Source organism: Planococcus citreus (assembly GCF_003664125.1).
Classification (GTDB): domain Bacteria; phylum Bacillota; class Bacilli; order Bacillales_A; family Planococcaceae; genus Planococcus; species Planococcus citreus.
The window spans coordinates 1-22,001 of record NZ_RCCP01000004.1 but is presented as its reverse complement, the minus strand read 5'-3'; the positions used below and the strand labels follow the sequence as shown (position 1 = coordinate 22,001).

Annotated in this window: 22 protein-coding genes, 7 tRNA genes and 2 rRNA genes; 2 read left to right on the top strand and 29 right to left on the bottom strand. The window is 48.9% G+C overall.

Going from position 1 to position 22,001, the window contains the following annotated elements; all coding sequences use genetic code 11:
* Positions 1-10 precede the first annotated feature (10 nt).
* The 3 genes from DFR62_RS12260 to DFR62_RS12250 all read right to left on the bottom strand — a co-directional run bounded on the left by DFR62_RS12260 (position 11) and on the right by DFR62_RS12250 (position 3,091).
* Positions 11-391, bottom strand: coding sequence for a hotdog family protein (locus DFR62_RS12260; protein WP_121300662.1), 381 nt, complete (start codon positions 389-391; stop codon positions 11-13).
* 13 nt (positions 392-404) lie between these two features.
* Positions 405-2,045 carry a ribosomal protection-like ABC-F family protein gene (gene abc-f, locus DFR62_RS12255; protein ID WP_121300661.1) on the bottom strand — a complete coding sequence of 547 codons (1,641 nt, stop codon included), beginning with the start codon at positions 2,043-2,045 and terminating at the stop codon, positions 405-407.
* A 284-nt stretch (positions 2,046-2,329) separates the two neighbouring features.
* Positions 2,330-3,091 carry a TerC family protein gene (locus DFR62_RS12250; RefSeq protein WP_112232716.1) on the bottom strand — a complete coding sequence of 254 codons (762 nt, stop codon included), beginning with the start codon at positions 3,089-3,091 and terminating at the stop codon, positions 2,330-2,332.
* A 416-nt stretch (positions 3,092-3,507) separates the two neighbouring features.
* Here DFR62_RS12250 and DFR62_RS12245 point away from each other — a divergent pair, with 416 nt between their 5' ends.
* Complete coding sequence (locus DFR62_RS12245) at positions 3,508-4,554, top strand: hemolysin family protein (RefSeq protein WP_241663170.1); 1,047 nt, start codon at positions 3,508-3,510, stop codon at positions 4,552-4,554.
* Between the two features lie 8 nt (positions 4,555-4,562).
* On the opposite strand, the gene DFR62_RS12240 is transcribed toward DFR62_RS12245, so the two are convergent.
* The 17 genes from DFR62_RS12240 to DFR62_RS12160 all read right to left on the bottom strand — a co-directional run bounded on the left by DFR62_RS12240 (position 4,563) and on the right by DFR62_RS12160 (position 19,781).
* Positions 4,563-5,321, bottom strand: a complete 759-nt coding sequence (locus DFR62_RS12240) for a DUF1129 family protein (RefSeq protein ID WP_121300659.1) — start codon at positions 5,319-5,321, stop codon at positions 4,563-4,565.
* Position 5,322: 1 nt separating this feature from the next.
* A complete protein-coding gene (locus DFR62_RS12235; protein WP_068459767.1) occupies positions 5,323-5,652 on the bottom strand; it encodes a PadR family transcriptional regulator in 330 nt (109 codons plus the stop codon).
* A 150-nt stretch (positions 5,653-5,802) separates the two neighbouring features.
* Positions 5,803-6,225: a GNAT family N-acetyltransferase gene (locus tag DFR62_RS12230; RefSeq protein ID WP_121300658.1), complete on the bottom strand. Its 423-nt coding sequence runs from the start codon at positions 6,223-6,225 to the stop codon at positions 5,803-5,805.
* Positions 6,222-6,599, bottom strand: a complete 378-nt coding sequence (locus DFR62_RS12225) for a VOC family protein (RefSeq protein ID WP_121300657.1) — start codon at positions 6,597-6,599, stop codon at positions 6,222-6,224. Before DFR62_RS12225 ends, DFR62_RS12230 begins: the two co-directional genes overlap by 4 nt.
* Positions 6,600-6,617: 18 nt before the next feature.
* Positions 6,618-7,484 (bottom strand): YitT family protein, encoded by an 867-nt coding sequence (locus DFR62_RS12220; protein ID WP_421958197.1) that lies wholly within the window; start codon positions 7,482-7,484, stop codon positions 6,618-6,620.
* A 201-nt stretch (positions 7,485-7,685) separates the two neighbouring features.
* The gene (locus DFR62_RS12215) at positions 7,686-8,246 is read right to left on the bottom strand and encodes an NADPH-dependent FMN reductase (protein WP_121300655.1); all 561 of its coding nucleotides are present in this window, start codon (positions 8,244-8,246) and stop codon (positions 7,686-7,688) included.
* A gap of 137 nt (positions 8,247-8,383) precedes the next feature.
* Positions 8,384-9,259 carry an AraC family transcriptional regulator gene (locus tag DFR62_RS12210; protein WP_121300654.1) on the bottom strand — a complete coding sequence of 292 codons (876 nt, stop codon included), beginning with the start codon at positions 9,257-9,259 and terminating at the stop codon, positions 8,384-8,386.
* A gap of 142 nt (positions 9,260-9,401) precedes the next feature.
* Complete coding sequence (glmS, locus tag DFR62_RS12205) at positions 9,402-11,204, bottom strand: glutamine--fructose-6-phosphate transaminase (isomerizing) (RefSeq protein ID WP_121300653.1); 1,803 nt, start codon at positions 11,202-11,204, stop codon at positions 9,402-9,404.
* A gap of 387 nt (positions 11,205-11,591) precedes the next feature.
* Positions 11,592-11,864, bottom strand: coding sequence for a hypothetical protein (locus DFR62_RS12200; protein ID WP_121300652.1), 273 nt, complete (start codon positions 11,862-11,864; stop codon positions 11,592-11,594).
* Between the two features lie 578 nt (positions 11,865-12,442).
* Positions 12,443-13,792, bottom strand: coding sequence for a phosphoglucosamine mutase (glmM, locus tag DFR62_RS12195; RefSeq protein ID WP_121300651.1), 1,350 nt, complete (start codon positions 13,790-13,792; stop codon positions 12,443-12,445).
* A gap of 71 nt (positions 13,793-13,863) precedes the next feature.
* Positions 13,864-14,865 carry a CdaR family protein gene (locus DFR62_RS12190; RefSeq protein WP_121300650.1) on the bottom strand — a complete coding sequence of 334 codons (1,002 nt, stop codon included), beginning with the start codon at positions 14,863-14,865 and terminating at the stop codon, positions 13,864-13,866.
* Positions 14,858-15,694 (bottom strand): diadenylate cyclase CdaA, encoded by an 837-nt coding sequence (gene cdaA / locus DFR62_RS12185; RefSeq protein WP_121300978.1) that lies wholly within the window; start codon positions 15,692-15,694, stop codon positions 14,858-14,860. The genes DFR62_RS12190 and cdaA overlap by 8 nt, the downstream gene beginning before the upstream one ends.
* Positions 15,695-15,794: 100 nt before the next feature.
* On the bottom strand, positions 15,795-16,430 hold the full coding sequence (locus DFR62_RS12180; RefSeq protein ID WP_121300649.1) for a zf-HC2 domain-containing protein: 636 nt from the start codon (positions 16,428-16,430) through the stop codon (positions 15,795-15,797).
* Positions 16,431-16,442: 12 nt separating this feature from the next.
* Positions 16,443-17,006: an RNA polymerase sigma factor SigW gene (gene sigW, locus DFR62_RS12175; protein ID WP_101189215.1), complete on the bottom strand. Its 564-nt coding sequence runs from the start codon at positions 17,004-17,006 to the stop codon at positions 16,443-16,445.
* 271 nt (positions 17,007-17,277) lie between these two features.
* Positions 17,278-18,186, bottom strand: a complete 909-nt coding sequence (rocF, locus tag DFR62_RS12170; RefSeq protein ID WP_121300648.1) for an arginase — start codon at positions 18,184-18,186, stop codon at positions 17,278-17,280.
* 67 nt (positions 18,187-18,253) lie between these two features.
* Complete coding sequence (locus tag DFR62_RS12165; RefSeq protein WP_241663169.1) at positions 18,254-18,820, bottom strand: GNAT family N-acetyltransferase; 567 nt, start codon at positions 18,818-18,820, stop codon at positions 18,254-18,256.
* Positions 18,821-18,899: 79 nt separating this feature from the next.
* Positions 18,900-19,781: a LysR family transcriptional regulator gene (locus DFR62_RS12160; RefSeq protein ID WP_121300646.1), complete on the bottom strand. Its 882-nt coding sequence runs from the start codon at positions 19,779-19,781 to the stop codon at positions 18,900-18,902.
* Between the two features lie 103 nt (positions 19,782-19,884).
* Between DFR62_RS12160 and DFR62_RS12155 the strand changes: the two genes are divergently transcribed.
* Positions 19,885-20,964 (top strand): citrate synthase/methylcitrate synthase, encoded by a 1,080-nt coding sequence (locus tag DFR62_RS12155; RefSeq protein WP_121300645.1) that lies wholly within the window; start codon positions 19,885-19,887, stop codon positions 20,962-20,964.
* Between the two features lie 62 nt (positions 20,965-21,026).
* On the opposite strand, the gene DFR62_RS12150 is transcribed toward DFR62_RS12155, so the two are convergent.
* The 9 genes from DFR62_RS12150 to DFR62_RS12110 all read right to left on the bottom strand — a co-directional run.
* A tRNA-Ala gene (locus DFR62_RS12150) sits at positions 21,027-21,099 on the bottom strand.
* A gap of 24 nt (positions 21,100-21,123) precedes the next feature.
* A tRNA-Lys gene (locus DFR62_RS12145) sits at positions 21,124-21,196 on the bottom strand.
* A gap of 11 nt (positions 21,197-21,207) precedes the next feature.
* Positions 21,208-21,282: transfer RNA gene (locus DFR62_RS12140), tRNA-Gln, on the bottom strand.
* A 14-nt stretch (positions 21,283-21,296) separates the two neighbouring features.
* A tRNA-Tyr gene (locus DFR62_RS12135) sits at positions 21,297-21,380 on the bottom strand.
* A gap of 30 nt (positions 21,381-21,410) precedes the next feature.
* Positions 21,411-21,486: transfer RNA gene (locus DFR62_RS12130), tRNA-Val, on the bottom strand.
* A gap of 5 nt (positions 21,487-21,491) precedes the next feature.
* Positions 21,492-21,566 (bottom strand) — tRNA-Glu (locus DFR62_RS12125).
* A 58-nt stretch (positions 21,567-21,624) separates the two neighbouring features.
* A tRNA-Thr gene (locus tag DFR62_RS12120) sits at positions 21,625-21,697 on the bottom strand.
* Positions 21,698-21,739: 42 nt separating this feature from the next.
* A 5S ribosomal RNA gene (rrf, locus tag DFR62_RS12115) occupies positions 21,740-21,855 on the bottom strand.
* Positions 21,856-21,915: 60 nt separating this feature from the next.
* Positions 21,916-22,001 (bottom strand): 23S ribosomal RNA (locus DFR62_RS12110); the annotation flags it as partial.

Genomic DNA, 22,001 nt, shown 5'->3' with positions numbered 1-22,001 from the left:
GTCTCTTTTTCTATGAAGCCAATATAATTCCTGCAAACCCACCGGTCAGGACTTGTTTCCCGTGCTGGTTGCTGCAGGTAAATGAGGCGTCGATCTGGATACGCCCGTTTTCCATCTTGTCATAGCGGCCGATCTCCACCTCACAGCGGATCGTATCCGTCGTAAACACCGGTCGCAGAAATTCGAAATTCATCGTCCTGGCCAATACATTATGGTCGCCGCCGACTTTGGTCGGCAACGTCGCCGTCAACAGCCCTTGCACGACCAAACGCCCCTGCTCATCCGGCGCCAAGTGATGGTCACCCTCATCCCATGAAAGTTTCGTGAAAAGCTCGACTTCCTGCTCCGTAAATGTCCGTTCAAAGCTAATAATATCCCCTGCTGTCAGCATGTCTTTCCCCCTTCTACTCCAGTTCCTTTAGTTTTTTCGTCAATTCCACAAAGCGCAGATCCAATTCTGCGTAGCCCTTGTCTTTCGGCTGCAGAAAGCTCAGTTTGCCAAGCACGGCCTGGCGCTCCGTCTCGAGTTTCAGCCGGAGTTCACCGGTACTGCCGAGCGCTTCTTTTTGCGGCTCTTCCCCGAACTGTTTGCGAATCGTTCCGCCTTCAAACACCAGTTTGCCATCCGTCGCCTTATCGAGCAAATAGCGGTCATGCGACACAACGAGAAGCGTGCCGCGGTAGTCCGCCAAGGTCGACTCCAATTGTTCGCGCGACGGCAAATCCAAATGATTGGTCGGCTCATCAAGCAATAAGGCGTCTTTGTCCTCCAAGATGAATTTCATCAATTTGCATTTGACCCGCTCGCCCATGCTCATCTCACGAATCGGCTCCAGCCATTGCTCTTTACGGAAACCTAAATGCTTCAATAGATTCTGCACACGCCCCCGCTCTTTGAACGTGAACTGCTCAAATAATTCGGCAGGCGTCCGGTCGAGCGGCAAATCAAAGACATCTTGCGTCAAATATCCGATAGAGGCAGAAGGCGATAGCCATAGCTCCCCTACGCTTACCGGCTCTTCGCCTGCCAGCATTTTCAAAAACGTCGTCTTGCCGCTGCCGTTTGCGCCGACGACCGCGATTTTCTCCCCGTGCTGGACTGTAAACGAAGCGTTCTTGAATAATGGCATGTCGCTAAACGATTTCTCTAGCTTCTTTACTTCCAAAAAGCGTTTCCCGGCTTTCGGATTGGCACGGAAAGCAAAATTCACTTCGTATTCGGGTTCGACAGCGTCGATCGCGGTATTTTCCAATTCCTTCTCCAAGCGTTTTTGCTTTGATTTCACTTGCGCGTCCATACTTTTGGCTTTGACCCGATAATATTCCTTATAGCCTTCTTGCTTGGTGGAATTGGCATGTGCCGATTCAGACCATGAGGAAAGCTGCTTCATCTGGCTTTCGATCCGGTCGATGCGTTTTTGTTGTATGTCATAGGCGTGCTGTTGGTTTTTACGCTGTTGTTCGCGGAATTCCATATACTCGCTGTAATTGCCGTTATGGCTGTGGACCTTCCCATTTTCAATCGACCAGATCTTCGTCGCGATGTGATCGAGGAAATAACGGTCGTGCGAGACGATTGCGATAGCGCCGGGATAAGCGTTTAATTCGTGCAGCAAATGGGCTGTGCCTTGTGGATCCAGATGATTGGTCGGCTCATCCAATAACAAGAGGTCCGCTGGCTGTGCTAAGCCTTTCGCGAGCCTTGCCTTTAGTTTTTCGCCTCCGCTCAATTGAGCAAAATCGCGGAATGGCACTTTCCATCTGTTCAATAGCGCTTGTTCCGCTGCCGTCACGTCTTCAAAAGCGTAATCCGGCAATTCCTGCTCGACCGCCTGCACTCCTATGTCTGGTGCACCTTGAATCAACTGTCCACTGGCCGGTACGATGTCGCCGGCAATCAGCCGCAACAGCGTCGTTTTTCCGGCGCCGTTTTTCCCGACAATGCCGATGCGGTCGCCGCTCATGATGCTCGCCGTTACATTCTCAAATAACGCTTGTTGTTCGATTTCCACAGATACGTCCAGTAATTTCATTAGTTCTGTCATGCAGAACCACCCCTTCTCGTTTTGGACAGGGAGAATTAAAAAAATCCTCCCAAATCTAAATTTGGAAGGATTAGCCAGTACATTTTGGGTGTGCCGAATAAACTGCAACACCTTATGGATGAAATGGGCAGACTAATCCTATGTTTTTGCCTTCGAAAAATAACTATTTCAAATGACTAAAAATATAGGTTAGTTACGCATTGTCCACCCATCAACTCGTTTCATTTCAGAATTGAGTTGATTTTATCATGCAGGAACTTTGCTTGCAACCGGGCCAGCCGGAATTACGCAGCGCTTTGTTCGCGCTTTTTCTTGACGCTGACAATTGCGCCGACTGCCACGATGGCAAGAAGGACGCCCCAGAAAATCAATTTCCATTCCGTCGAGTGGGCAAATTCGTATGGCAAGATGCCGACGCCTTTGTGCCCGAGCGTCAACACGGTCAATTTGACACCGACCCAGCCGACGACGACGAACGCTGTCGTTTCAAGCTGCGGGTAATTCGACAATAGCTTGACGAATTTATGTGCCGCAAAACGCATAATAACGAGTCCGATCAAGCCACCAGCAAGCATGACGGCAAACTGCCCGCCGTTGATGCCGCCGATTTCCATAGAGCCAAGATGCGGCAAGGTGATCGCAAGCGCCACCGCTGCGAGCATCGAGTCGACTGCGAACGCGATATCTGCAAGTTCCACTTTCAATACCGTCATCCAGAAGCCAGAACCTTTTGTCTGTTCCGGCTCAACCGAATGTTCTTTGCCTTTTCGCTGATCGTAAATATGCTTAAACGCAATGAACAAGAGATACGCTGCACCGAGTGCCTGGATCTGCCAGACATCGACGAGCAAAGTAATCATGAATAAGGCCGCAAAACGGAACACGAACGCCCCGAGTAACCCGTAGAACAATGCTTTCTTTTGTTGCGCTTTCGGCAAGTGCTTGACCATGACCGCCATGACGACAGCATTGTCCGCAGCAAGCAAACCTTCAAGTGCCACTAAGACGAGCAGCACCCATGCATACTCCAATAATATTGCTTCCAATGAAAAAAACCTCCTTGAATTTGACAACAAAAAAGACCCCTGCCTATAGAAGGCAAAGGTCTTGCTAAGCAAAATGATTTTGCTATCACAACCGATGGAACGGGTCCATGTAATGACGACTGTGAAATAGGTTTCCCCATAGCTACTCCCCTTTGACGTGATGTCAAGGTCTATTGAGTTGTTACAAAAAGTATAGCACAAAAAAAGTAAAAAGCTACTGTGAATGCATGGGAAATTCGAGCAGATGAACGTAGCCATATGCAAAAGGTTTCTGAATTGCTTTCTCCTGAAACTTTAATGGTGTCAACTGAGAGTTTTTGTTGAGTTTCAGCTAAACTGGGCTTATAAACTATTATTCATCCGTTTCAAGGTTCAAATTGCTTTTGATCTCTCAATCAAAAGGAGGTTTTCAAGTGATGGGATGGGCACTTGGAGTATTGATTGCATTGATTTTCGCCAACGCCTTGTTTGCGGCGTCTGAAATCGCGTTGATTTCATTGAATGACTACAAGATCAAGAAGATGGCCGAGTCAGGCAATAAAAAAGCCCGGCTAATCGACGCCATGCTGTCGCAGCCGAGCCAGTTCCTCGCAACGATCCAGATCGGCATTACGCTCGCAGGTTTTTTGGCGAGTGCCTTCGCTGCGGACAGTTTTGCAGATGAATTGTCGCTTTATGTCCAAGCCACGGCACTTCCGGTATCACCCGGTATCGTGCAAATCACGTCCCTGATTTTCATCACCTTGCTGCTGTCTTATTTCACGCTCGTCTTCGGCGAATTGGTGCCCAAACGCCTCGCCCTGCAAAAACCGGAGCCCATTGCAATGGCACTGATCTATCCGCTTCGTATGCTCGCGATCCTCACCAGTCCATTCGTCACCATTCTTTCCTGGTCAACCAATGCGGTAATTCGCCTGTTTGGCATCGACCCCCATCAACCCGTGCCGGAAGAAACAGAAGAAGAAATCCGGCTGATGCTCGAAGCCGGCAAGGAAAAAGGCACCATCGAAGACATGGAACAATTCATCATTACGCGTGCGTTTGAATTCAACGACAAAGCCATCGAAGACATCATGGTTCACCGGACAGACATCATCGCCATCTCTGCCGACGATTCGCTCGACGATATCGTGCGCCTCGCCACGCTGCACCCTTTCTCCAAATTCCCGGTCTATCAGGCTGATAGAGACCATATGATCGGCAGTATCCACATTAAGGATTTATTTCGCTATCGGGAAAATTCGCCACAGCCAGCCTTCGATATCCGACAAATCATGCGGGCGCCCCATTTTGTATTCGAAAAGCGCGGAATTGATGAAGTGTTCCTGGAAATGCAGAAAAGCCATAATCATTTAGCCATCGTGCTCGATGAATACGGCGGAACGGCCGGCCTCATCACCTTGGAAGACTTGCTCGAAGAACTAGTCGGCGACATCCATAGTGAAGATAAGCCTTCTACCTAACTCATGGCTTAAGCCGTTTTATGCCTTTTTCGCATCAACCACCAGATGAAGGCAATGCCGATCAAGGCGAAAATCCCGATAGTCATGGCGATGTATAGCGGATCTTCATTTACATCCTGTGGGATCCATTTTTCCGCAAGCGGCCCCGCACTCATCAATGCCGCGACGATAATGGTAATCCAGGATTTCGTGTACAGCGCATAGGCGATAAACGCGACAAGGCAGACGGCGACAATCATATAATTCTGTTCAGCCGTTGCCGTAAAATAAGCTGATGTAGACTCCGGAACCATCCACAAATAAAATACCACCCAGAAGCCGATGACCAAAATCGAAACAGCCACCGCGATCACGCCGAGCTTCACCGGCTGATCGTGGAACTTCGGAAACACTTTGAAAATCAGGGAACTGTAGATCGCAAGGCTCAAGACGACAGGAATGATGCCCCAAAGCACCGTTTGCGATAAGTTGAAATCCCCTGACAAAGCCGGGATGTATGCCAAATACGCGAGAATCACCAACACCGTCGCTGGAATGAGGACCATCAATTCTTTCGCCGCAATCGGCAGCGTCGCCCCGATGCTCTTCATATACTGTTTCGGGTTTTTCCCGACGATGCTCTCGACACTTTTGCCGTGTTTCTCCGATTCGATCAAATGGCTTTCTAGTTCATCAACCACTTCGTTGATGTCCTCATCGCTTTTTCCCCGCTGCACCAAATACATGCGCAGTTCAATCAGGAATTGTTCAGATTTTGCAGATAGCATATCATTGCCCTCCTTTAGTGATGACCGCATCGACCGATTGCTTCAAATCAGCCCAGCGCCCAAGAAATTGCTCCAGTTCCGCTTGTCCCGCTTCCGTTAATGAATAATATTTACGCTTCGGCCCGGCTGTCGATTTCCGTTGCACACTCGACACGAGCCCCTCTTTTTGCATCCGCAATAATAGCGGATAGATGCTGCCTTCGCTGAATGATTGAAACCCGTAACTCTGCAGCTTTTCGGCCAGTTCATAGCCGTAAATCTCGCCTTCTTCGATAATCGACAAGATGCAGCCGTCTAAAATCCCTTTGAGCATTTGTGTAGAATCCGCCACTTTGCGCATCAACCCTTTCTTTGTCACTCCGCTACCTTGCAATGCAAGTGTTATAAAATCATCATAAACGATAAACCCTTGCATTACAAGTTAGTGAATGAAATTTTTTCCATAGAAAAAACCAGCCTGCATTCAGGCCGGCCTTGTGCTTTAATTCTCTAGTCGTTTTTGCAGAAAATACTGGCTGAATCCTTTTGGGTGGTCTTCAAGCATGCCGAACACTTCGTAGCCGTTTCGTTTGTAGAAATCAGGCGCCTGGAAGCTGAACGTATCGAGCGTGATCAAGCGGCAACCTTTTTCTTTCGCCGCCTGCTCCATCTGCTCAAGCAATGCACTGCCTTGACCTTGCCCTCTCAGGCTGTCATCCACCCACAAAAAATCGACATGCAAATGCTGCCAGAACGTAGTAGCGGTGAGGCCGCCCATGATTGTCCCGTCATCGTCTTTCAGCACAAAATTCAGATGCTCCACCGGTGTCTTGACCTCGTCCGGCAAGTTTTTCATATTGTGTTCGATCACTTTTTTTCTGATGAATTCACTGTCTTGTTGATTTGACCCAGCAATAATTTTCATTGGTTGCTCTCCTCCACGGATTGAATCATTTCCACACGGTTGCCGAACGGATCACGGAACTCAAAACGCGCAAATCCCGGAATCGGCACCGCCTCCAGAATCTCCACACCGCTTTCTTCCAGCCGATCGCGCCAATAGCGGATATCTTCCACTTGATACGCGAGATGCGCCTTTGTCGCCAAACGGTCAACGCCGTCTTCAGTCCCGACATGCACTTCCTGATGGCCGACTGAGAGCCAAAAGCCGCCGCGCCCTTTCAAAGCATCCGGCTTGTCGATTTCCTGCAAGCCCAATAGCTCACAATAAAACGCTTTTCCTTCCGCTTCCGTTCCTTTTGGAATGGTGATTTGTGCGTGATGCAATCCGATGATCATCTCGAATCCCCCTGTTCATTAATGGATATCGCGCTTCTTGAAATTCCCGCCTTTTACTTCAGCGACATCATACACTGCCACAAAGGCCTGCGGGTCGATTTCGTAAATGATTTCCTTCATCTTGCTGTCTTCGAGGCGGTTGATGATGCACGTAATTTCCTTATAGTCTTCGTTGGTATACGCCCCTTTGACCAAATTGTATGTAGCACTGCGCCCCAAGCGGTCGCGGATCGTCTCGACCATATTCTCAGGCTCGCTGGTGATGATCTTATAGGTCTTCGAACCGCTCAAGCCTTCCTCCACCATATGGATCACTTTGGAGGCAATGAAATAAGCGATTCCCGACAAGAACGCGCCCTGCAAACCGAAAACTGTCGACACGACGATAAAGACGAATAAGTTCAGGAATAAAATCAAGTCACTCGTGCCAAACGGCAGTTTCCGCGACAGCAATACCGCGAGCATATCGATGCCGTCCAACGCGCCACCGTTGCGCAGCGCAAGCCCCATGCCGAAACCGATAATGATGCCCCCGACCACTGTCACGAGCAGCGAGTCGCCTTCGACAATCGGCGGGACATGGTGCATGATGGTCGTCCCGTATGCCAAAGCGGCAATGCCGATCACCGAATAGATGGCAAAACTCTTACCAATCTGTTTGTATCCGAGATAGACGAACGGGATATTCAGCAAGCCGATTAAAATCCCGAGCTGCATGCCGGTCAGCTGTGAACCGACGATGCTCAGCCCCGTCACACCGCCGTCCGATACATTATTCGGAATCAATACGGCTTCGAGCCCATAAGCTGTAATGAAACCGCCGATGATGACGGCAAGTGCCCGCAATATCTTCTTAGCCCGCTTGCTTGTTCTTTTTTCTGTTATCTTCCCCACTCAATTTCCTCTTTTCCCGCTAAACTCTTTGCTGTTCATTTTAATGATACACTTTCTTCCATTCGTGTTGAAACGATAACGCAAGATTTTCCAGGCTTCGGAATCTATACTCTGCCACAATAAAATCCCGAATGCGGCCGCTATTGTTCGCGTTCCTCATCCAGGATTCGGTGGAAAAGTTTATTCACATGATCACTTGCGCAAAGGCTCCAGCGCATTCGTCCAGGCATTGACTTGATCGAGCATGGCATTGACCGATTTTTCGTGTACTGCTGCCGGCTTAAATTCGCTCATTTTCACGAAATCTGTAAACAAGGACATGGCCGGATGGGCCCTCACCGTGGCCACTTGCAGTTCCGCCATGATGATGCGCAAGGATTCGGCTGCCCGGACGCCGCCTGCCGAACCGTAGCTGACAATGCCTGCCGCCTTATTGTTCCATTCGATGTACAAATAATCGATGGCATTCTTCAACGCTGACGTAACGCCATGGTTATATTCCGGGCAAATGAATACATAACCGTCCAACTCCGCAATCTTTTTCGCCCATGGAATGGCTTCAGGAGTTTGATAATCCTGGCTATACGCCGCAGAAACCGGCTCTGCATACATCGGCAGATTGTATTCAGCCAAATCCACGAGTTCGTAGTCAGCGTCGCCGCGCTGGTCGGCGATGCCTTTCACCCATTCCGCCACTTGCAGGCTATTGCGTCCCGGACGTGTGCTGCCGGTAATGATGCCTATTTTCGTCATAACTCCGCCTCCTTTATGATGAACCTCTCGTGCCGCATGTATGCAGATCTCGATGCCCTTTCATCATAGGAGAAAAATCATTTCTTTTCAATTAAAAGATTGAATATTCTTTCTTTTGTGCGTTCCTGCTTATTCTATTACTCATTTGGAACCGGTTTTTTCACCGCCATCCAAATTTCGCTTTTCACATGGGCGGGATCTGATAAATCCCCCGTAAATGAAATTTCCGGTGCTTCGGCCAGTTCATAGCCAGACGATGGCAGCCATTCGGAGACGATTTTCCCCCAAGTTTCTTGCATCACCCGGGGAAATTCCCCTTCTGCTGTAAACACCGCCCACGTAAGTGCGGGCACTTCGACTCGATCAAGTCCGTTAACAGGCTCGGCATTTTTCGCCGTCAAAAAGCCGATCATGTGATCCAAACCGCCTTGTTCATCCATTCGCCCCTCGTCAAAATTGAACGAAGCATTAACCACTTGAAGCGGTTCCATATCCGCATAGCTGCGCATTTCCTCACGTTGTTCCGTTGAGATGCTTTTGGCAAGCGCCATAATCTCTTCATTTTCCCCTTCGAATTGGATCGCCACTCGTTTTTTCACTCCGATAATAGTGAACGCCTGTTTTTCTTCGATGCGGTATTCCATTTCTACTCCTCCTTTTATTGTTAATTGGAAGGTCAATTTTGGGAACGACTTCAACATGCCGCTCTTTTGGACCGTGGAAGGACTGATTCCTGCCCACTCCTTGAAAGCACGTGAGAATCCATCGGCCGAATCATAGCCATATTTGAACGCCGCTTCCGTCACGCTCATGCCACTGTGCAAGTCCGCTGCGGCATTCGATAGCCGCCGCTTTCTCATATACTCGCCCAATGTGAAACCTGACAGGAAAGAGAACATCCGGCGAAAATGGTAAATGGACGTGCCGGCTATGCGCTCTAGCTCGCGTTCGTCGATCTCCTCTTCCAAATGTGCTTCAATATAGGCAAGCGCTTCATTCATTTGTTTCAGCATATTCCCTGCCTCCTTCCTGCTTTCATTATAGATGCCCCCGTTTTTTTACACCCGACAAAAACGATACGGCTTTTGGCGGATTCCAATATATTCCCCAGGAAATAAAAAAACCCCCGCACGGATGCGGGAGTTCGCTCATTGCTTATTCAACTGTTACGGATTTTGCCAAGTTGCGCGGCTTGTCGACATCGCAATCGCGGTGTAGAGCAGCATAATAGCTGATCAACTGAAGCGGGATGACCGATACAAGCGGCGTCAACAATTCATGGACTTTCGGCAAGACGTGGCTGTCGCCTTCTTCATTCAAGCCTTCCATGGAGATGATGCACGTATTTGCGCCGCGTGCCGCCACTTCTTTGACGTTTCCGCGGATGTTCAAGTTAACGGATTCTTGCGTCGCGAGCGCGATGACCGGTGTACCTTCTTCGATCAATGCGATCGTGCCGTGCTTAAGTTCCCCGCCAGCAAAGCCTTCTGCTTGGATGTAAGAGATTTCTTTCAGTTTCAATGCGCCTTCAAGGCCGACGAAATAATCCATCAAACGCCCGATGAAGAAGCAATTGCGTGTAGTCGAAAGATAATCCGTTGCGATTTGTTCAAGTTCTTCTTTCATATCGACTTGTGCTTGCACGGCGTTCGCCACGATGCCCATTTCCTGGACCAAATCGAAACCGATATCACGGCCGCGGCGCTCTGCCGTTACTGCTGCAAGGATTGAAAGTACAGCTAACTGCGCTGTATACGCTTTTGTTGACGCTACCGCAATCTCAGGGCCTGCATGCAACAATAAAGTATGGTCCGCTTCACGCGAAAGCGTAGAGCCTGCCACGTTAGTGACCGTCAGTGATGGATGGCCCAATTCCTTGATGCGCACCAATACTTGGCGGCTGTCCGCTGTTTCGCCGGACTGGGAAATGAAGATGAACAACGGGTTTTCAGAAAGAAGCGGCATGTTGTAGCCGAATTCGCTCGCTACATGTACTTCTACTGGAATGCCTGCCATTTTCTCCAAGTATTCCTTGCCGATCAAACCTGCATGGTAGCTCGTGCCTGCAGCAATGATGTACAGGCGGTCTGCTGATTCCAAAGCATCCAAAATCCCGGAGTCGATCGTCAATTGATCATTCTCGTCTTGGTAAGCTTGGATGATTTTGCGCATAACCGCTGGCTGCTCATCGATTTCTTTCAGCATGTAATGCGGGTATGTGCCTTTATCGATATCGCTCATGTCGATTTCTGCTGTGAATGGGTCGCGTGCCACTTCTTCGCCGTCGAGCGTCAAGATCTGTACGCTTTCTTTTTTCACGATGACGACTTCTTTGTCCATCAATTCAACGAACTGGTCTGTCACTTGCAGCATCGCCATTGCATCAGATGCGATGACATTGAAGTTCTCGCCAAGTCCGACAAGAAGCGGGCTCTTGTTTTTTGCTACATAGATCGTCTGCTCTTCTTCTGCATCAAGCAAAGCGATTGCGTACGAGCCTTTCATCAATTTCAAAGCCTTGCTGAACGCTTCTTGTGTCGTCATGCCTTCCTCAACGAATTTGCCGATCAATTGCACGATGATTTCCGTATCCGTATCAGACTCCATTTCCACGCCTTCCAAATGGTCGCGCTGGATGTGGTGGTAGTTCTCGATAACGCCGTTATGAACAATCGTGAAGCGGTCTGATGTATTCTGATGCGGGTGAGCGTTAACTTTGCTTGGCTTGCCGTGCGTTGCCCAACGTGTATGCCCGATTCCTGTGTTTCCAGTTACATCGTCTTCCACGACTCCGCGCAAATCTGCAATGCGGCCTTTTTCCTTGAATACTTTGATGCCTTCGCCGTTGCGTACTGCAATCCCCGCTGAATCATATCCACGGTACTCCAGACGCTCCAAGCCTTTCAATAAAATCTCTTTTGAATCCTGTTCTCCAATATACCCGACAATTCCACACATAATTTATATTCCTCCAATTTTCTAAATGTCAAAATAAGCGTTCGCAAACGCTTTGTTGTGAGCCCGTGCAAGCTGGTTGTCCAATCGATCACTCGACTGTTTTAAGCATGCACATAACGACCGGGCTTCGCGGCCGGGAGGTATCCGCCGAAATCTCGATACTCCTCCTCCTCGTCTACTGAAGACTGACTGGTCCGTCCGAGTTCTTCAGTACAGGCGCTATAATTGGTTTCCTTCGCACTTACCTCTATCCCCCTTTTGCATCGGCATTAAACCGACCTCCTTATCATAACCGCTCCATACAATTCCGTCAATCAACGCACAACTTTCCTTAGGACAATCCGCACAGTCATCTTCCAGCGGCTGGTTCATAGCTCCTCATGTTTTCTAACTATTTTCAGCTCTGAATAACTTACAGACGGCACGAAAACCTGTGAGGACAAGCATGCTAGCTTTCCATTGCGTATCTGTGCCAAAAACCCCAAAACCTATCTTTTTGAATTCCTTGGTAACCTTTTGACGGCGCAGCCCCTTGAAATGACGATAAATAGCCGTAAAGGTTTCAGCTAATGACAATCTCGTGGCGCTAGTTGGACAAGCGGCTGAGAAGAATTCATCATTGATCTTTTCATCGCAAAACAAACGCCTTCCGCTTTGCATGCCTCCCGCAATAAGCCAAGGAGAACACTTGTCTCATTGCTCCGGCTCGCCCCTGTGCGCGGTTTGGCTATTAGATTTCATTGATTGCTTTGAGCGACTGAGCTTCAGCTTCTTTTATTGCACCCACTGGTTGTCGATGCTTAGTGGGATGTGTGAGTGTGGCGTTATGGCCGTTGATTGTTTCATCTGTAAGAAGACGCCTAGCTAGAGTTGATAGTGTAAAAGATGGTTAATTAGATATTCTTTATGTAATTACAAAACTGTCTAAAACTATTCCTGCTAATTTCAGTGATAGTTGAATTTGATTTCCGTACTACACTTAGAGATGGAGCGGAAGGGAGTCGACTCCGGGAGGATTAGCGAGACAATTGAGACCCTGCAAGCGAATATGCGAAAGGTATTGAGCGTATTCGTTTGCGAAACTCGAACATCGTGAGAGTTGAGCAGGCGGGGTTTTGTGCAGCGATCGAAGCGGCTCAATGCGAGCCCTCCGGAAAGCGTCCTCCCTGGAGCAGAATCTCCCCCTCCACTTTTTCAACAAAAAAAGGCCAGAGCATCCGCTCCGGCCTTTAGCTTATTTATTTCATGCCCATTTCTTCGCGTACAACTGCCGCGATCCGCTCCACGTACTCTTCGCACGCTTCTGCAGACGGCGCTTCGACCATAACGCGAACCAGTGGCTCGGTTCCGGAAGGGCGCACGAGCACACGGCCGTCGCCGTCCATGTCGCGTTCCACTTCCGCAATCTTCTCGGCAACGACAGCGTTATCTGTCACGCCGTGTTTGTCCGTCACGCGGATGTTCACCAATTTTTGTGGGAAAATCGTCATTTCATTCGCCAGCTCAGACAATTTCTTGCCTGTGATTTTCATGATGTTCACCAATTGAAGGCCTGACAACAATCCGTCGCCTGTCGTGTTGTAATCAAGGAAAATGATATGGCCCGACTGTTCGCCGCCCAAATTGTATTCGTTCTTCTTCATTTCTTCCACTACATAGCGATCGCCGACAGCCGTCTTGACGCTCTTCATGCCGTTTTCTTCAAGCGCTTTGTAGAAGCCCATATTGCTCATGATTGTTGAAACGACTGTATCCTGTTTCAAGCGGCCTTCTGATTTCAAATGCTTCGCGCAAATATACATGATCTGGTCGCCGTCGACAATCGTTCCCTTTTCATCTACCGCGATCAAACGGTCACCGTCGCCATCAAAGGCAAGGCCAACATCGGCACCTTTATCCACGACCAGCTTCGCAAGTGCTTCTGGATGTGTCGATCCGACGCCTTCGTTGATGTTCAAGCCGTTTGGCGAAGCGCCCATTGAGCTGATGTCCGCGTCCAAATCGGCAAATACGTGAGTCGCCAATGTCGATGTCGCACCATGCGCGCAGTCAAGCGCCACGTGGATGCCGTCGAATTCCTCGTCCACTGTTTGCTTCAAATACTGGAGGTATTTTTGGCCACCTTCGAAATATTCGGTGATGCTGCCAAGGTCTCCGCCAGTTGGGCGTGGCAGATCGTCTGTTTCTGCATCGAGCAAAGCTTCGATTTCCGCTTCCTGGTCGTCCGACAATTTAAAGCCGTCTGAACCGAAGAATTTGATGCCATTATCTGCGACCGGGTTGTGGGAAGCAGAAATCATGACTCCCGCTTCCGCGCTCATGACGCGTGTCAGATATGAAACACCTGGAGTGCTGATGACGCCGAGGCGCATGACTTCTGCACCGACTGACAATAATCCAGCCGCTAATGCGTTTTCAAGCATTTCCCCGGAAATTCGTGTATCCCGCCCTACGAGCACTTTCGGTTTTTCCTTTGAGCTTTTCGTTAAGACATAGCCGCCAAAACGCCCAAGCCTAAATGCCAGTTCCGGCGTCAATTCGCTATTGGCTACCCCTCGTACACCATCGGTCCCAAAATATTTTCCCATGCTTTTCGCTCCTTCAATCACTCTGTATTATGATTTGTTTATATTAACCTAATTTTACATTTTTAGCTATTTTATTCTTCGTTACTTTCGGCAATTTCCGGATTTTCCAACTCTTCCGGTACAATCAAAGATTCATCCACTGAAATGTCTGCTTCTACTTGCATCTCTCCTGGAGAAACCCCGGACGCGCCCGATGGAATCGGCAATTCCACTGTCACCGTCGTATCGGAGGCCGTGACGCTATTCGCTTCCACTTCGATGACATATTCCTCCATCGCATCCACTACGCTACGCGGCCCAAAGACCCGTACTTGTTCACTTGTAGGCGTCCAGGAGTTGATGGTGATACCTGTTTGCGGATCGCCAGTCGATTCGATGCGTACCGGCAATTCACGGCTGTATTCCTCTACCGTAACGTCAACCGCCACGGATTCCGGCTCGATCGTGACATTGTCGAGTTTCGTCAAATCTTCTGCCAGCACGCGGACACGCGCTTCAGCAGTGAAAGATTCTTTGATTTCCGGTTCACCGGTCACTGTCGCTTTGACAAAGCTGATGGCATTGATGACGCTTTGCGGTCCCGTAACGGTCACAGTATCCGGTTCGACAGACAGGCCGTCCAGGACAAATCCTTCCGCCAGCAAGCGCTCGTTCATTTCAGCGTCGATATCGAATTCCTGGGACACCCGCTCCTCGAGCACGACATTAACGAATGCCGGATCCACGCGTGCACTCAGTTGTTCCGATAGGTTTTCTGTCTGAATCGGCACTTGATGCTCCCCTAAAGGCAGGCTGCGCAAATCAATGAATAAGGTATAGTCATCGAGCTGGCGCGTCGTCTGGATAATGCTTGCCGGTCCGCTCAAATACAGGTCGACCGTATCGGGCACGCCGCTGACCATCAAGCTTTCATCGTAATACACTTGCAGTTCCACGTCTTCTATCATTTCCGACACTCTTCCAGTTTCAGTGGTGGTCGTATTATTTTCCGTCTGGACGGAAAAGAAGAGCAGAAAGGCCAGGAATAATGCCATGATCCGAAGAAACCACGGATTGTCCATCATCTTATCCATTCTTTTTCCCCCTCCAATTCCACCAAGAACTTGCCGTCTGTTGTTGTTCGACACCGAACCAGATACGGCGGAGCTTCACTTCAAAGTCTTCGAGCGACAAATTGCGGTGCAAATCGCCGTTCGCCGTCAAACTGATCGCCCCGGTCTCTTCCGATACGACAATGGTGATGGCATCCGTCACTTCACTGATACCGAGTGCTGCACGGTGGCGCGTCCCCAGCTCTTTCGAAATGAACGGGCTCTCGGACAGCGGCAAATAGCAGGCTGCCGCAGCGATGCGGTTCTTCTGGACGATGACCGCACCGTCATGCAGCGGCGTGTTCGGAATGAATAGATTGATCATCAATTCGGAAGTGATGTCCGAATTCATCGGAATGCCCGTCTCTATGTATTCGCTGAGCCCGGTTTCACGCTCGATCGAAATGAGTGCCCCGATGCGGCGCTTTGCCATATAGCTGACCGATTTGCTCATCGCCTCAATCAAGCGGTTGCGCTCGGATTCTTCATTAAGCGTACTGCTCGAGAACAGTTTCCCGCGCCCGAGCTGTTCGAGTGCGCGTCTCAATTCAGGCTGGAAGATGATGATGATGGCAAGAAAACCCCATTCGAGCACTTGCTGCATAATCCAACCAAGCGTTTCCAGGTTGAGCGCCTGGGTCACAAGACGCGCGATGATAATAAAGAAGATTCCTTTTAATAATTGGACAGCCTTCGTTCCCTTGATGACAGTAATAAGTTTGTAAATAACGAACCAGACCAACAGGATGTCGATAACATTTCCGATCATCTGAAGCGGCGTCTGGTCATTGAAGTTTTCCAAAAAAGGCATCTGCAACCCTCGCTTTTCTCCATGTACATATAGTTTCAGTATATCATATCCCGAGACATCTGCCCCCATGCAAAAAGCCCATCCATTGAATGGATGGGCTTTACTCGTCTATTGATTGGTCATTGCCGCCAAAAAAGCTGACCGCATCCTGGAATGTCCCTTTGATCGTATACCAGAGCCACTCGAATACTTGGTCGATTTCCTCGATTTCACCGTTAATGACGCCACTCGATGCCATGTACTGGCCGTTGACAATCGTCACGTCGCCTTCAAGTTCCCCGTCCACGCGCAAATCGCCATTGCGGATCGTCAAATCCCCGACAACCGTTTGGCCTTCCGGAACGACGACGGTCTGCCCTTCAACTACCAAGTTCTCTTGTTTGGTAAATGAAAACTGCTGGTCGTCGCTAAAGCTCGACATCATCGCCGCACTCATCAACAAGACGAACAGTGCCGCCGCGATCATCAGCGGATGATGGCGCATAAAGCGTTTCATCCCGACGCGCTGTGATTCTTTCGGCAAACCGGCCATCGTCTTTTGCACAAAGTCCGACGGTGCCTGGACGTGTGAAGCGCTTTGGACAAACGCAATGGTTTTGGTCAGTTCTTGATATATTTTTCTGCAGTCGCTGCAGCTCTGCAAGTAATCTTTCAGTTCTTTTTCCTCTGATGGGCTGATTTCCCCGTCGAGGTAATCGTCCATCATGCGAATGACTTTTTCCGGACACGCATTCATCATGCTCGCCTCCTACAAATTGCTCAATTGCTTGCGAAGTGCTTCGCGCCCGCGGTGTATCCGCGTTTTCACCGTGCCAAGCGGCAAATCCAGGATCTCGCTGATTTCGGCCAGCGGCAATTCCTCGATATATTTTAACACAATCGCTGCCCGGTACTTATCCGGCAAGCGGCTTATTTCGTACTGCACCCGCTCCTGAACTTCCATCCGCATCAATTCTTCTTCCGGAAGCTCTTCATCATTGGCAATCTTCGAATACATATTCAAGCCTTCCGTGCCTTTGACTTCCGCATCCAAATGATAATCCGGCTTTTTCTTGCGGATCCGGTCAATGCACAGGTTGGTGGCGATGCGGTAAAGCCACGTGGAAAATTTACGGTTCTGGTCGAAGGTGTGTATGTTCACATAGGCCCGCGTAAATGCTTCCTGTGCAATATCTTCCGCTTCATGCCGGTTGCCGAGCATGCGGTAGCAAATCTGGAACAACTGATGTTGATACAGCTCCACGATTTCGGCAAATGCGTCTTGGTCGCCCTTCATGACTCGTTTTATTCGTTTATTCACTAACGCATCCATGATCTCATTTCCCTCCGCCATGCGGCTGTCTTTTATATACGGTCCAGTTCTGAAAAGGTTTCATTTTTTTCTCTTCTTCTATCCTATCAAACCATCCCCAGAAAAAACCAGCCAATTTCCAGTTCTTTGAATGAATTCATCAGTTTATTATTTCGCTGATAAGAATCATGCAATGTGCTGTCTGACAGTCCTACACCCTTCTTCCTAATCCCCTATACATTCCGCAAAATTAAAAAAAGCTGCCCGGAAATTCCGGACAGCCGCTTTATTCTTATACTAATTTTTCACCAAGCAATGAACCGATCAATGCGACCGCCACATCTGCTGTACGGTTCTTTTCATCGAGGATCGGGTTGACTTCAACAAATTCTGCAGAAGTGATCAATCCTGCATCAAACAGCATTTCCATCGCCAAATGGCTTTCGCGGTAACTAATGCCGCCTGGTACCGGCGTACCGACACCTGGTGTATACATCGGATCGATGCCATCGAGGTCGAGCGACAAATGGACACCGTCCGTTTTACGCTCTTCACGCAAATAGCGGATCGACTCCTGCATAACATGATCCATGCCCATTTTGTCGATTTCGTGCATGCTGAACACTTTGATGCCGTGCTCTTTGATCAATTCACGCTCACCTGGATCGACAGAACGCGCCCCGATGATGACAATGTTTTCCGGCTTCACTTTTGGCGAGTAACCGCGGATGTTCGTCAATTTCTCATGGCCATGCCCAAAGCTCGCCGCAAGCGGCATGCCGTGAATATTGCCTGATGGCGACGTTTCACTCGTGTTCATATCCGCATGCGCATCATACCAGATGACGCCCAAATTCTCGTAATGCTCTGAAATGCCGGCAAGCGTTCCGATCGCAATACTATGGTCGCCGCCTAGCACTAATGGGAAATTCCCGGCTTTGGCTACGCCTGAAACGGTTTCTCCAAGTGCTTCTGTCGCTTCGGTAATTACGTCCATATTGCGCAAATTGGTGTTTTCATCCACTTTGCCGTCCGCTTTGCGGATTTGGATATCGCCTTCGTCATTTACTTCATGCCCGAGATTTTCAATACGGTCCACTACGCCCGCGTAACGGATTGCGCTTGGCCCCATATCGACGCCGCGGCGCATTTGCCCGTGGTCCATTGGTACACCTATAATAGAAACATTTAATTTATTCATTATTTTATACCCCCTCAGTAAGATACATTTATTGTACCCTCTGAGGTTCTCTTGGCTCAACCTGACATTATTCCGAATATTTATTCATTTTTTCTTCCAGTGATTTTTTCACTTCCGGCCATTCACGATCAATGATGGAATAGACAATGGCATCTCTTGGTTCACCTGTCGAGCGGATTCGTTCGTTGCGCAAATGCCCTTCTTTCACCGCTCCTATCCGTTCGATCGATTTTTGGGAACGGATATTTTCAGCATCGGTTTTGAACTGGACGCGGATCATCTCCCGTTCTTCGAAGCAATAGCCTAGCAGCGCATGTTTGACGGCCGTATTGACATGGGTGCGCTGTGCTTTTTCGCTATAGAAAGTCGCTCCAATTTCACAACTCTTGTTCGTATCGTCAATCGAATAAATGCGGGTGGTGCCGACAATCTCACCACTTTCCGGAAGCTCCACGGCAAATACTAGGACATTGGATTGGTTCATTCCAGCCGATAACCACGCTTCTAAATCTTCGAAACGTTCCACCTTAGTCAGCATATATTCGAAGATGTCCGGTGTATAAAGCGCCCATAATGCCTCAAAATCCTCACGTTTCAGCAAACGAAGCCGAATATTGCGCTGTTCAATATACATATCCATCCCCTCCTTATCTGCAGTATACCAGTGCATCCGTCAAATTCGCCATTTTCAATAAAATTATCGCTTCTTCAACTCACCGGAAATAAACCGATTGCACACGGCTCAAAAAATCTTTCTCCAGTTCCCCCATGCTGAGGGACAGGAAATACGTCGCAACAGTGGGCAACGGGAACAAGTCAAAACGCGCTTCCATCAAACGCCCTTCAATCAACTCTCGGCGCACCATCGACTTCGGCAAAAACGATACGCCGAGCCCTTCCTGGATAAACCGTTTCGCGATATGGGCCTGCGTCACTGTCATCGTGCGGATACCCGGCAGCTGCACGCGTAATTTCACCAGCAACTCTTCCCAAAAAACGGGATGATGATGGGTAAAGATGAAATTCTGCTGCAAAACCTCTTCAGCTGAAACCACCGGGCCCCGCTCATCATCATAAGCATCCCTCGGCACAATGAGCAGTAGAGGATCTTCATAAACCACTTCATGGAGAATCACTCGTTTTACCGGCAGCAAAGCGGAGATGCCAGCAGACACTTCCCCGCTCTCTACCAGTTCTTCAATCGCTTCCGACTCTTCCACACGGATCACCAGCTCAAGGTCCGGATGCGCTTTCGTAAACGACTTTAGGATATACGGCAGCACCGTCTCTGCCATTAACGGGGAGATCGCGATGGTCCATTTTCGCCGGTAGCCTTGGGCAAATGATTGAAGCTCATCCACCGTTGAATCGAATTTTTCTACCAATATTTCTGCCTGCTGTTTAAAATGGCGCCCTTCCTCTGTTAACACCACGCGGTTCTTGATACGGTCAAACAGGCGAATCCCCAAATACTCTTCCAATTGCCGAATATGTACCGTCACACTCGGCTGCGACAGCATCAAGCGTTCGGACGTCTTACGGAAATTCAAGGTTTCCGCAGCATCTGCAAAGGTTCTTAGCCATTGCATCTCCATTTCATATCTCCTTTCAATTAGTTTTTTTAATTATTTCAATTATAAATCTTTAATTTTTATAATTAAAGCTGCAGCTTATACTTGAAAAAAAGGAGGAATTTCCATGTTTCAAAAAGGCCTTAAAGGCATTGTCGCCGTTCAAACTGCCATTGCATCTGTCGAAGGGGATAAGGGGGAACTCCGTTACCGCGGAACATTGATCAATGAAGTGATCAATCAAAAGAGCTTCGAACAGACCGCCTACTTCCTGTGGCACGGCCATCACGCTTCAAATGAAGAACTCGCAAGACTTATTGAACAACTAAAATCCTATCGTCAATTGCCGGATTATCTTATGGCCATTGCGCAAGATTTGCCCAAAGAAATTTCATTAATGGATGGCATGCGGACACTCGTTTCAGCTTATCAGCATGCCGAATTCAAAGAATTGGAGATCCAACAACAAGCCATTGCCCTTACTGCTGCACTTCCTGTAATGACGGCTCTTCTATACCGGCAAAGCACCGGACAGGAATTCGTCGCGCCAAGAAGCGACCTGGGTCATACTGCAAACTATCTATGGATGATCAAAGGACAAATACCGACACACGTACAAACTGAAGCCTTGGAAACCTATTTGAACTTAACAATGGAACATGGCATGAATGCATCCACTTTCGCTGGCCGTGTCACCATTTCCACAGAATCCGACTTAAGCGCTGCCATCGTTTCTGCAATCGGTACGATGAAAGGCCCTTTGCATGGAGGCGCCCCGTCCGGAGTGCTTGAATTGCTTGATGAAATCCAGTCCCCTGAAAGGATCAGTCCGGTCATTGAACAAAAACTGGCGCAAGGCGAGAAAATCATGGGCTTCGGTCACCGTGTATACCGTACAGAAGATCCGCGCGCTATTCTGCTCCGTGAAAAATGCCAGCAGCTGCAGCAAGAAGACCCATGGCTGGACCTTGCAGTCAAAGCGGAAAATAAAATTACCCAATTGTTAAATGAGCGAAAACCAGGACGTGCCCTTTATACCAATGTAGAATTTTATGCAGCAGCGATTATGCGATCTATCCAAATGCCGCCTGAACTATTCACCCCCACCTTCAGTGTTGCACGCATAGTTGGGTGGACAGCCCATGCCATCGAACAGCAGCAAGATAACGTGATTTTCCGGCCACAATCGGAATATATCAGAAACTAAAAAAAGCCCGTATCCAATTGAATGGATACGGGCTTTTTACACATGGATTGCACATGGAACAATGGAGCCTAGGGGGCTCGAACCCCTGACCTCGACGCTGCCAGCGTCGCGCTCTCCCAGCTGAGCTAAGGCCCCGCGCGAAAAATGCGCAAAGATAAATGAGCCATGAAGGATTCGAACCTTCGACCCTCTGATTAAAAGTCAGATGCTCTACCAACTGAGCTAATGGCTCAAAATAAAAAATGGCTGGGGTACCTGGATTCGAACCAGGGCATGACGGGATCAAAACCCGTTGCCTTACCGCTTGGCTATACCCCAAAGCAATAAAAAACTGGTGGTGGGGGGCAGATTCGAACTGCCGAACCCGAAGGAGCGGATTTACAGTCCGCCGCGTTTAGCCACTTCGCTACCCCACCGTTATTCGATTAATAGCCTAAATGGATACATGGTGGAGGATGACGGGATCGAACCGCCGACCCTCTGCTTGTAAGGCAGATGCTCTCCCAGCTGAGCTAATCCTCCGTGAATGGTGACCCCTACGGGATTCGAACCCGTGTTACCGCCGTGAAAGGGCGGTGTCTTAACCGCTTGACCAAGGGGCCTTACAAAAAAATTATAAAGAAAACAGTTTCCGATGTAAAGAAACTTTAAAGAATCAAAAGCTTCCAACCGGGTTCGAACCGGTGACCTCTTCCTTACCATGGAAGCACTCTACCTGCTGAGCTATGGAAGCAAGGTAAAAGGAAATCTCGGTACAAAGTAAAAAAAGATAATTGCCCAGCGACGTCCTACTCTCACAGGGGGAAACCCCCAACTACCATCGGCGCAAAAGAGCTTAACTTCCGTGTTCGGGATGGGAACGGGTGTGGCCTCTTTGCCATCATCACTGGACTCTTGAGCTTGTTCGCTCAAAACTGGATAAATCGACATTGGAAACGCATGTTCAGTTTGTTGGTTAAGTCCTCGATCGATTAGTATTCGTCAGCTGCACGTGTCGCCACGCTTCCACCCCGAACCTATCTACCTCATCGTCTTTG

What these genes read in the sequence shown, in the direction of transcription:
- DFR62_RS12260 (WP_121300662.1), bottom strand. Translation starts at nt 391, where the DNA reads ATGCTGACAGCAGGGGATATTATTAGCTTTGAACGGACATTTACGGAG.
- abc-f (WP_121300661.1), bottom strand. Translation starts at nt 2,045, where the DNA reads ATGACAGAACTAATGAAATTACTGGACGTATCTGTGGAAATCGAACAA.
- DFR62_RS12245 (WP_241663170.1), top strand. Translation starts at nt 3,508, where the DNA reads ATGGGATGGGCACTTGGAGTATTGATTGCATTGATTTTCGCCAACGCC.
- DFR62_RS12240 (WP_121300659.1), bottom strand. Translation starts at nt 5,321, where the DNA reads ATGCTATCTGCAAAATCTGAACAATTCCTGATTGAACTGCGCATGTAT.
- DFR62_RS12230 (WP_121300658.1), bottom strand. Translation starts at nt 6,225, where the DNA reads ATGAAAATTATTGCTGGGTCAAATCAACAAGACAGTGAATTCATCAGA.
- DFR62_RS12225 (WP_121300657.1), bottom strand. Translation starts at nt 6,599, where the DNA reads ATGATCATCGGATTGCATCACGCACAAATCACCATTCCAAAAGGAACG.
- DFR62_RS12215 (WP_121300655.1), bottom strand. Translation starts at nt 8,246, where the DNA reads ATGACGAAAATAGGCATCATTACCGGCAGCACACGTCCGGGACGCAAT.
- DFR62_RS12210 (WP_121300654.1), bottom strand. Translation starts at nt 9,259, where the DNA reads ATGCTGAAACAAATGAATGAAGCGCTTGCCTATATTGAAGCACATTTG.
- glmS (WP_121300653.1), bottom strand. Translation starts at nt 11,204, where the DNA reads ATGTGTGGAATTGTCGGGTATATTGGAGAACAGGATTCAAAAGAGATT.
- DFR62_RS12200 (WP_121300652.1), bottom strand. Translation starts at nt 11,864, where the DNA reads ATGCAAAGCGGAAGGCGTTTGTTTTGCGATGAAAAGATCAATGATGAA.
- glmM (WP_121300651.1), bottom strand. Translation starts at nt 13,792, where the DNA reads ATGGGAAAATATTTTGGGACCGATGGTGTACGAGGGGTAGCCAATAGC.
- DFR62_RS12190 (WP_121300650.1), bottom strand. Translation starts at nt 14,865, where the DNA reads ATGGATAAGATGATGGACAATCCGTGGTTTCTTCGGATCATGGCATTA.
- cdaA (WP_121300978.1), bottom strand. Translation starts at nt 15,694, where the DNA reads ATGCCTTTTTTGGAAAACTTCAATGACCAGACGCCGCTTCAGATGATC.
- DFR62_RS12180 (WP_121300649.1), bottom strand. Translation starts at nt 16,430, where the DNA reads ATGAATGCGTGTCCGGAAAAAGTCATTCGCATGATGGACGATTACCTC.
- sigW (WP_101189215.1), bottom strand. Translation starts at nt 17,006, where the DNA reads ATGGATGCGTTAGTGAATAAACGAATAAAACGAGTCATGAAGGGCGAC.
- rocF (WP_121300648.1), bottom strand. Translation starts at nt 18,186, where the DNA reads ATGAATAAATTAAATGTTTCTATTATAGGTGTACCAATGGACCACGGG.
- DFR62_RS12165 (WP_241663169.1), bottom strand. Translation starts at nt 18,820, where the DNA reads ATGTATATTGAACAGCGCAATATTCGGCTTCGTTTGCTGAAACGTGAG.
- DFR62_RS12160 (WP_121300646.1), bottom strand. Translation starts at nt 19,781, where the DNA reads ATGGAGATGCAATGGCTAAGAACCTTTGCAGATGCTGCGGAAACCTTG.
- DFR62_RS12155 (WP_121300645.1), top strand. Translation starts at nt 19,885, where the DNA reads ATGTTTCAAAAAGGCCTTAAAGGCATTGTCGCCGTTCAAACTGCCATT.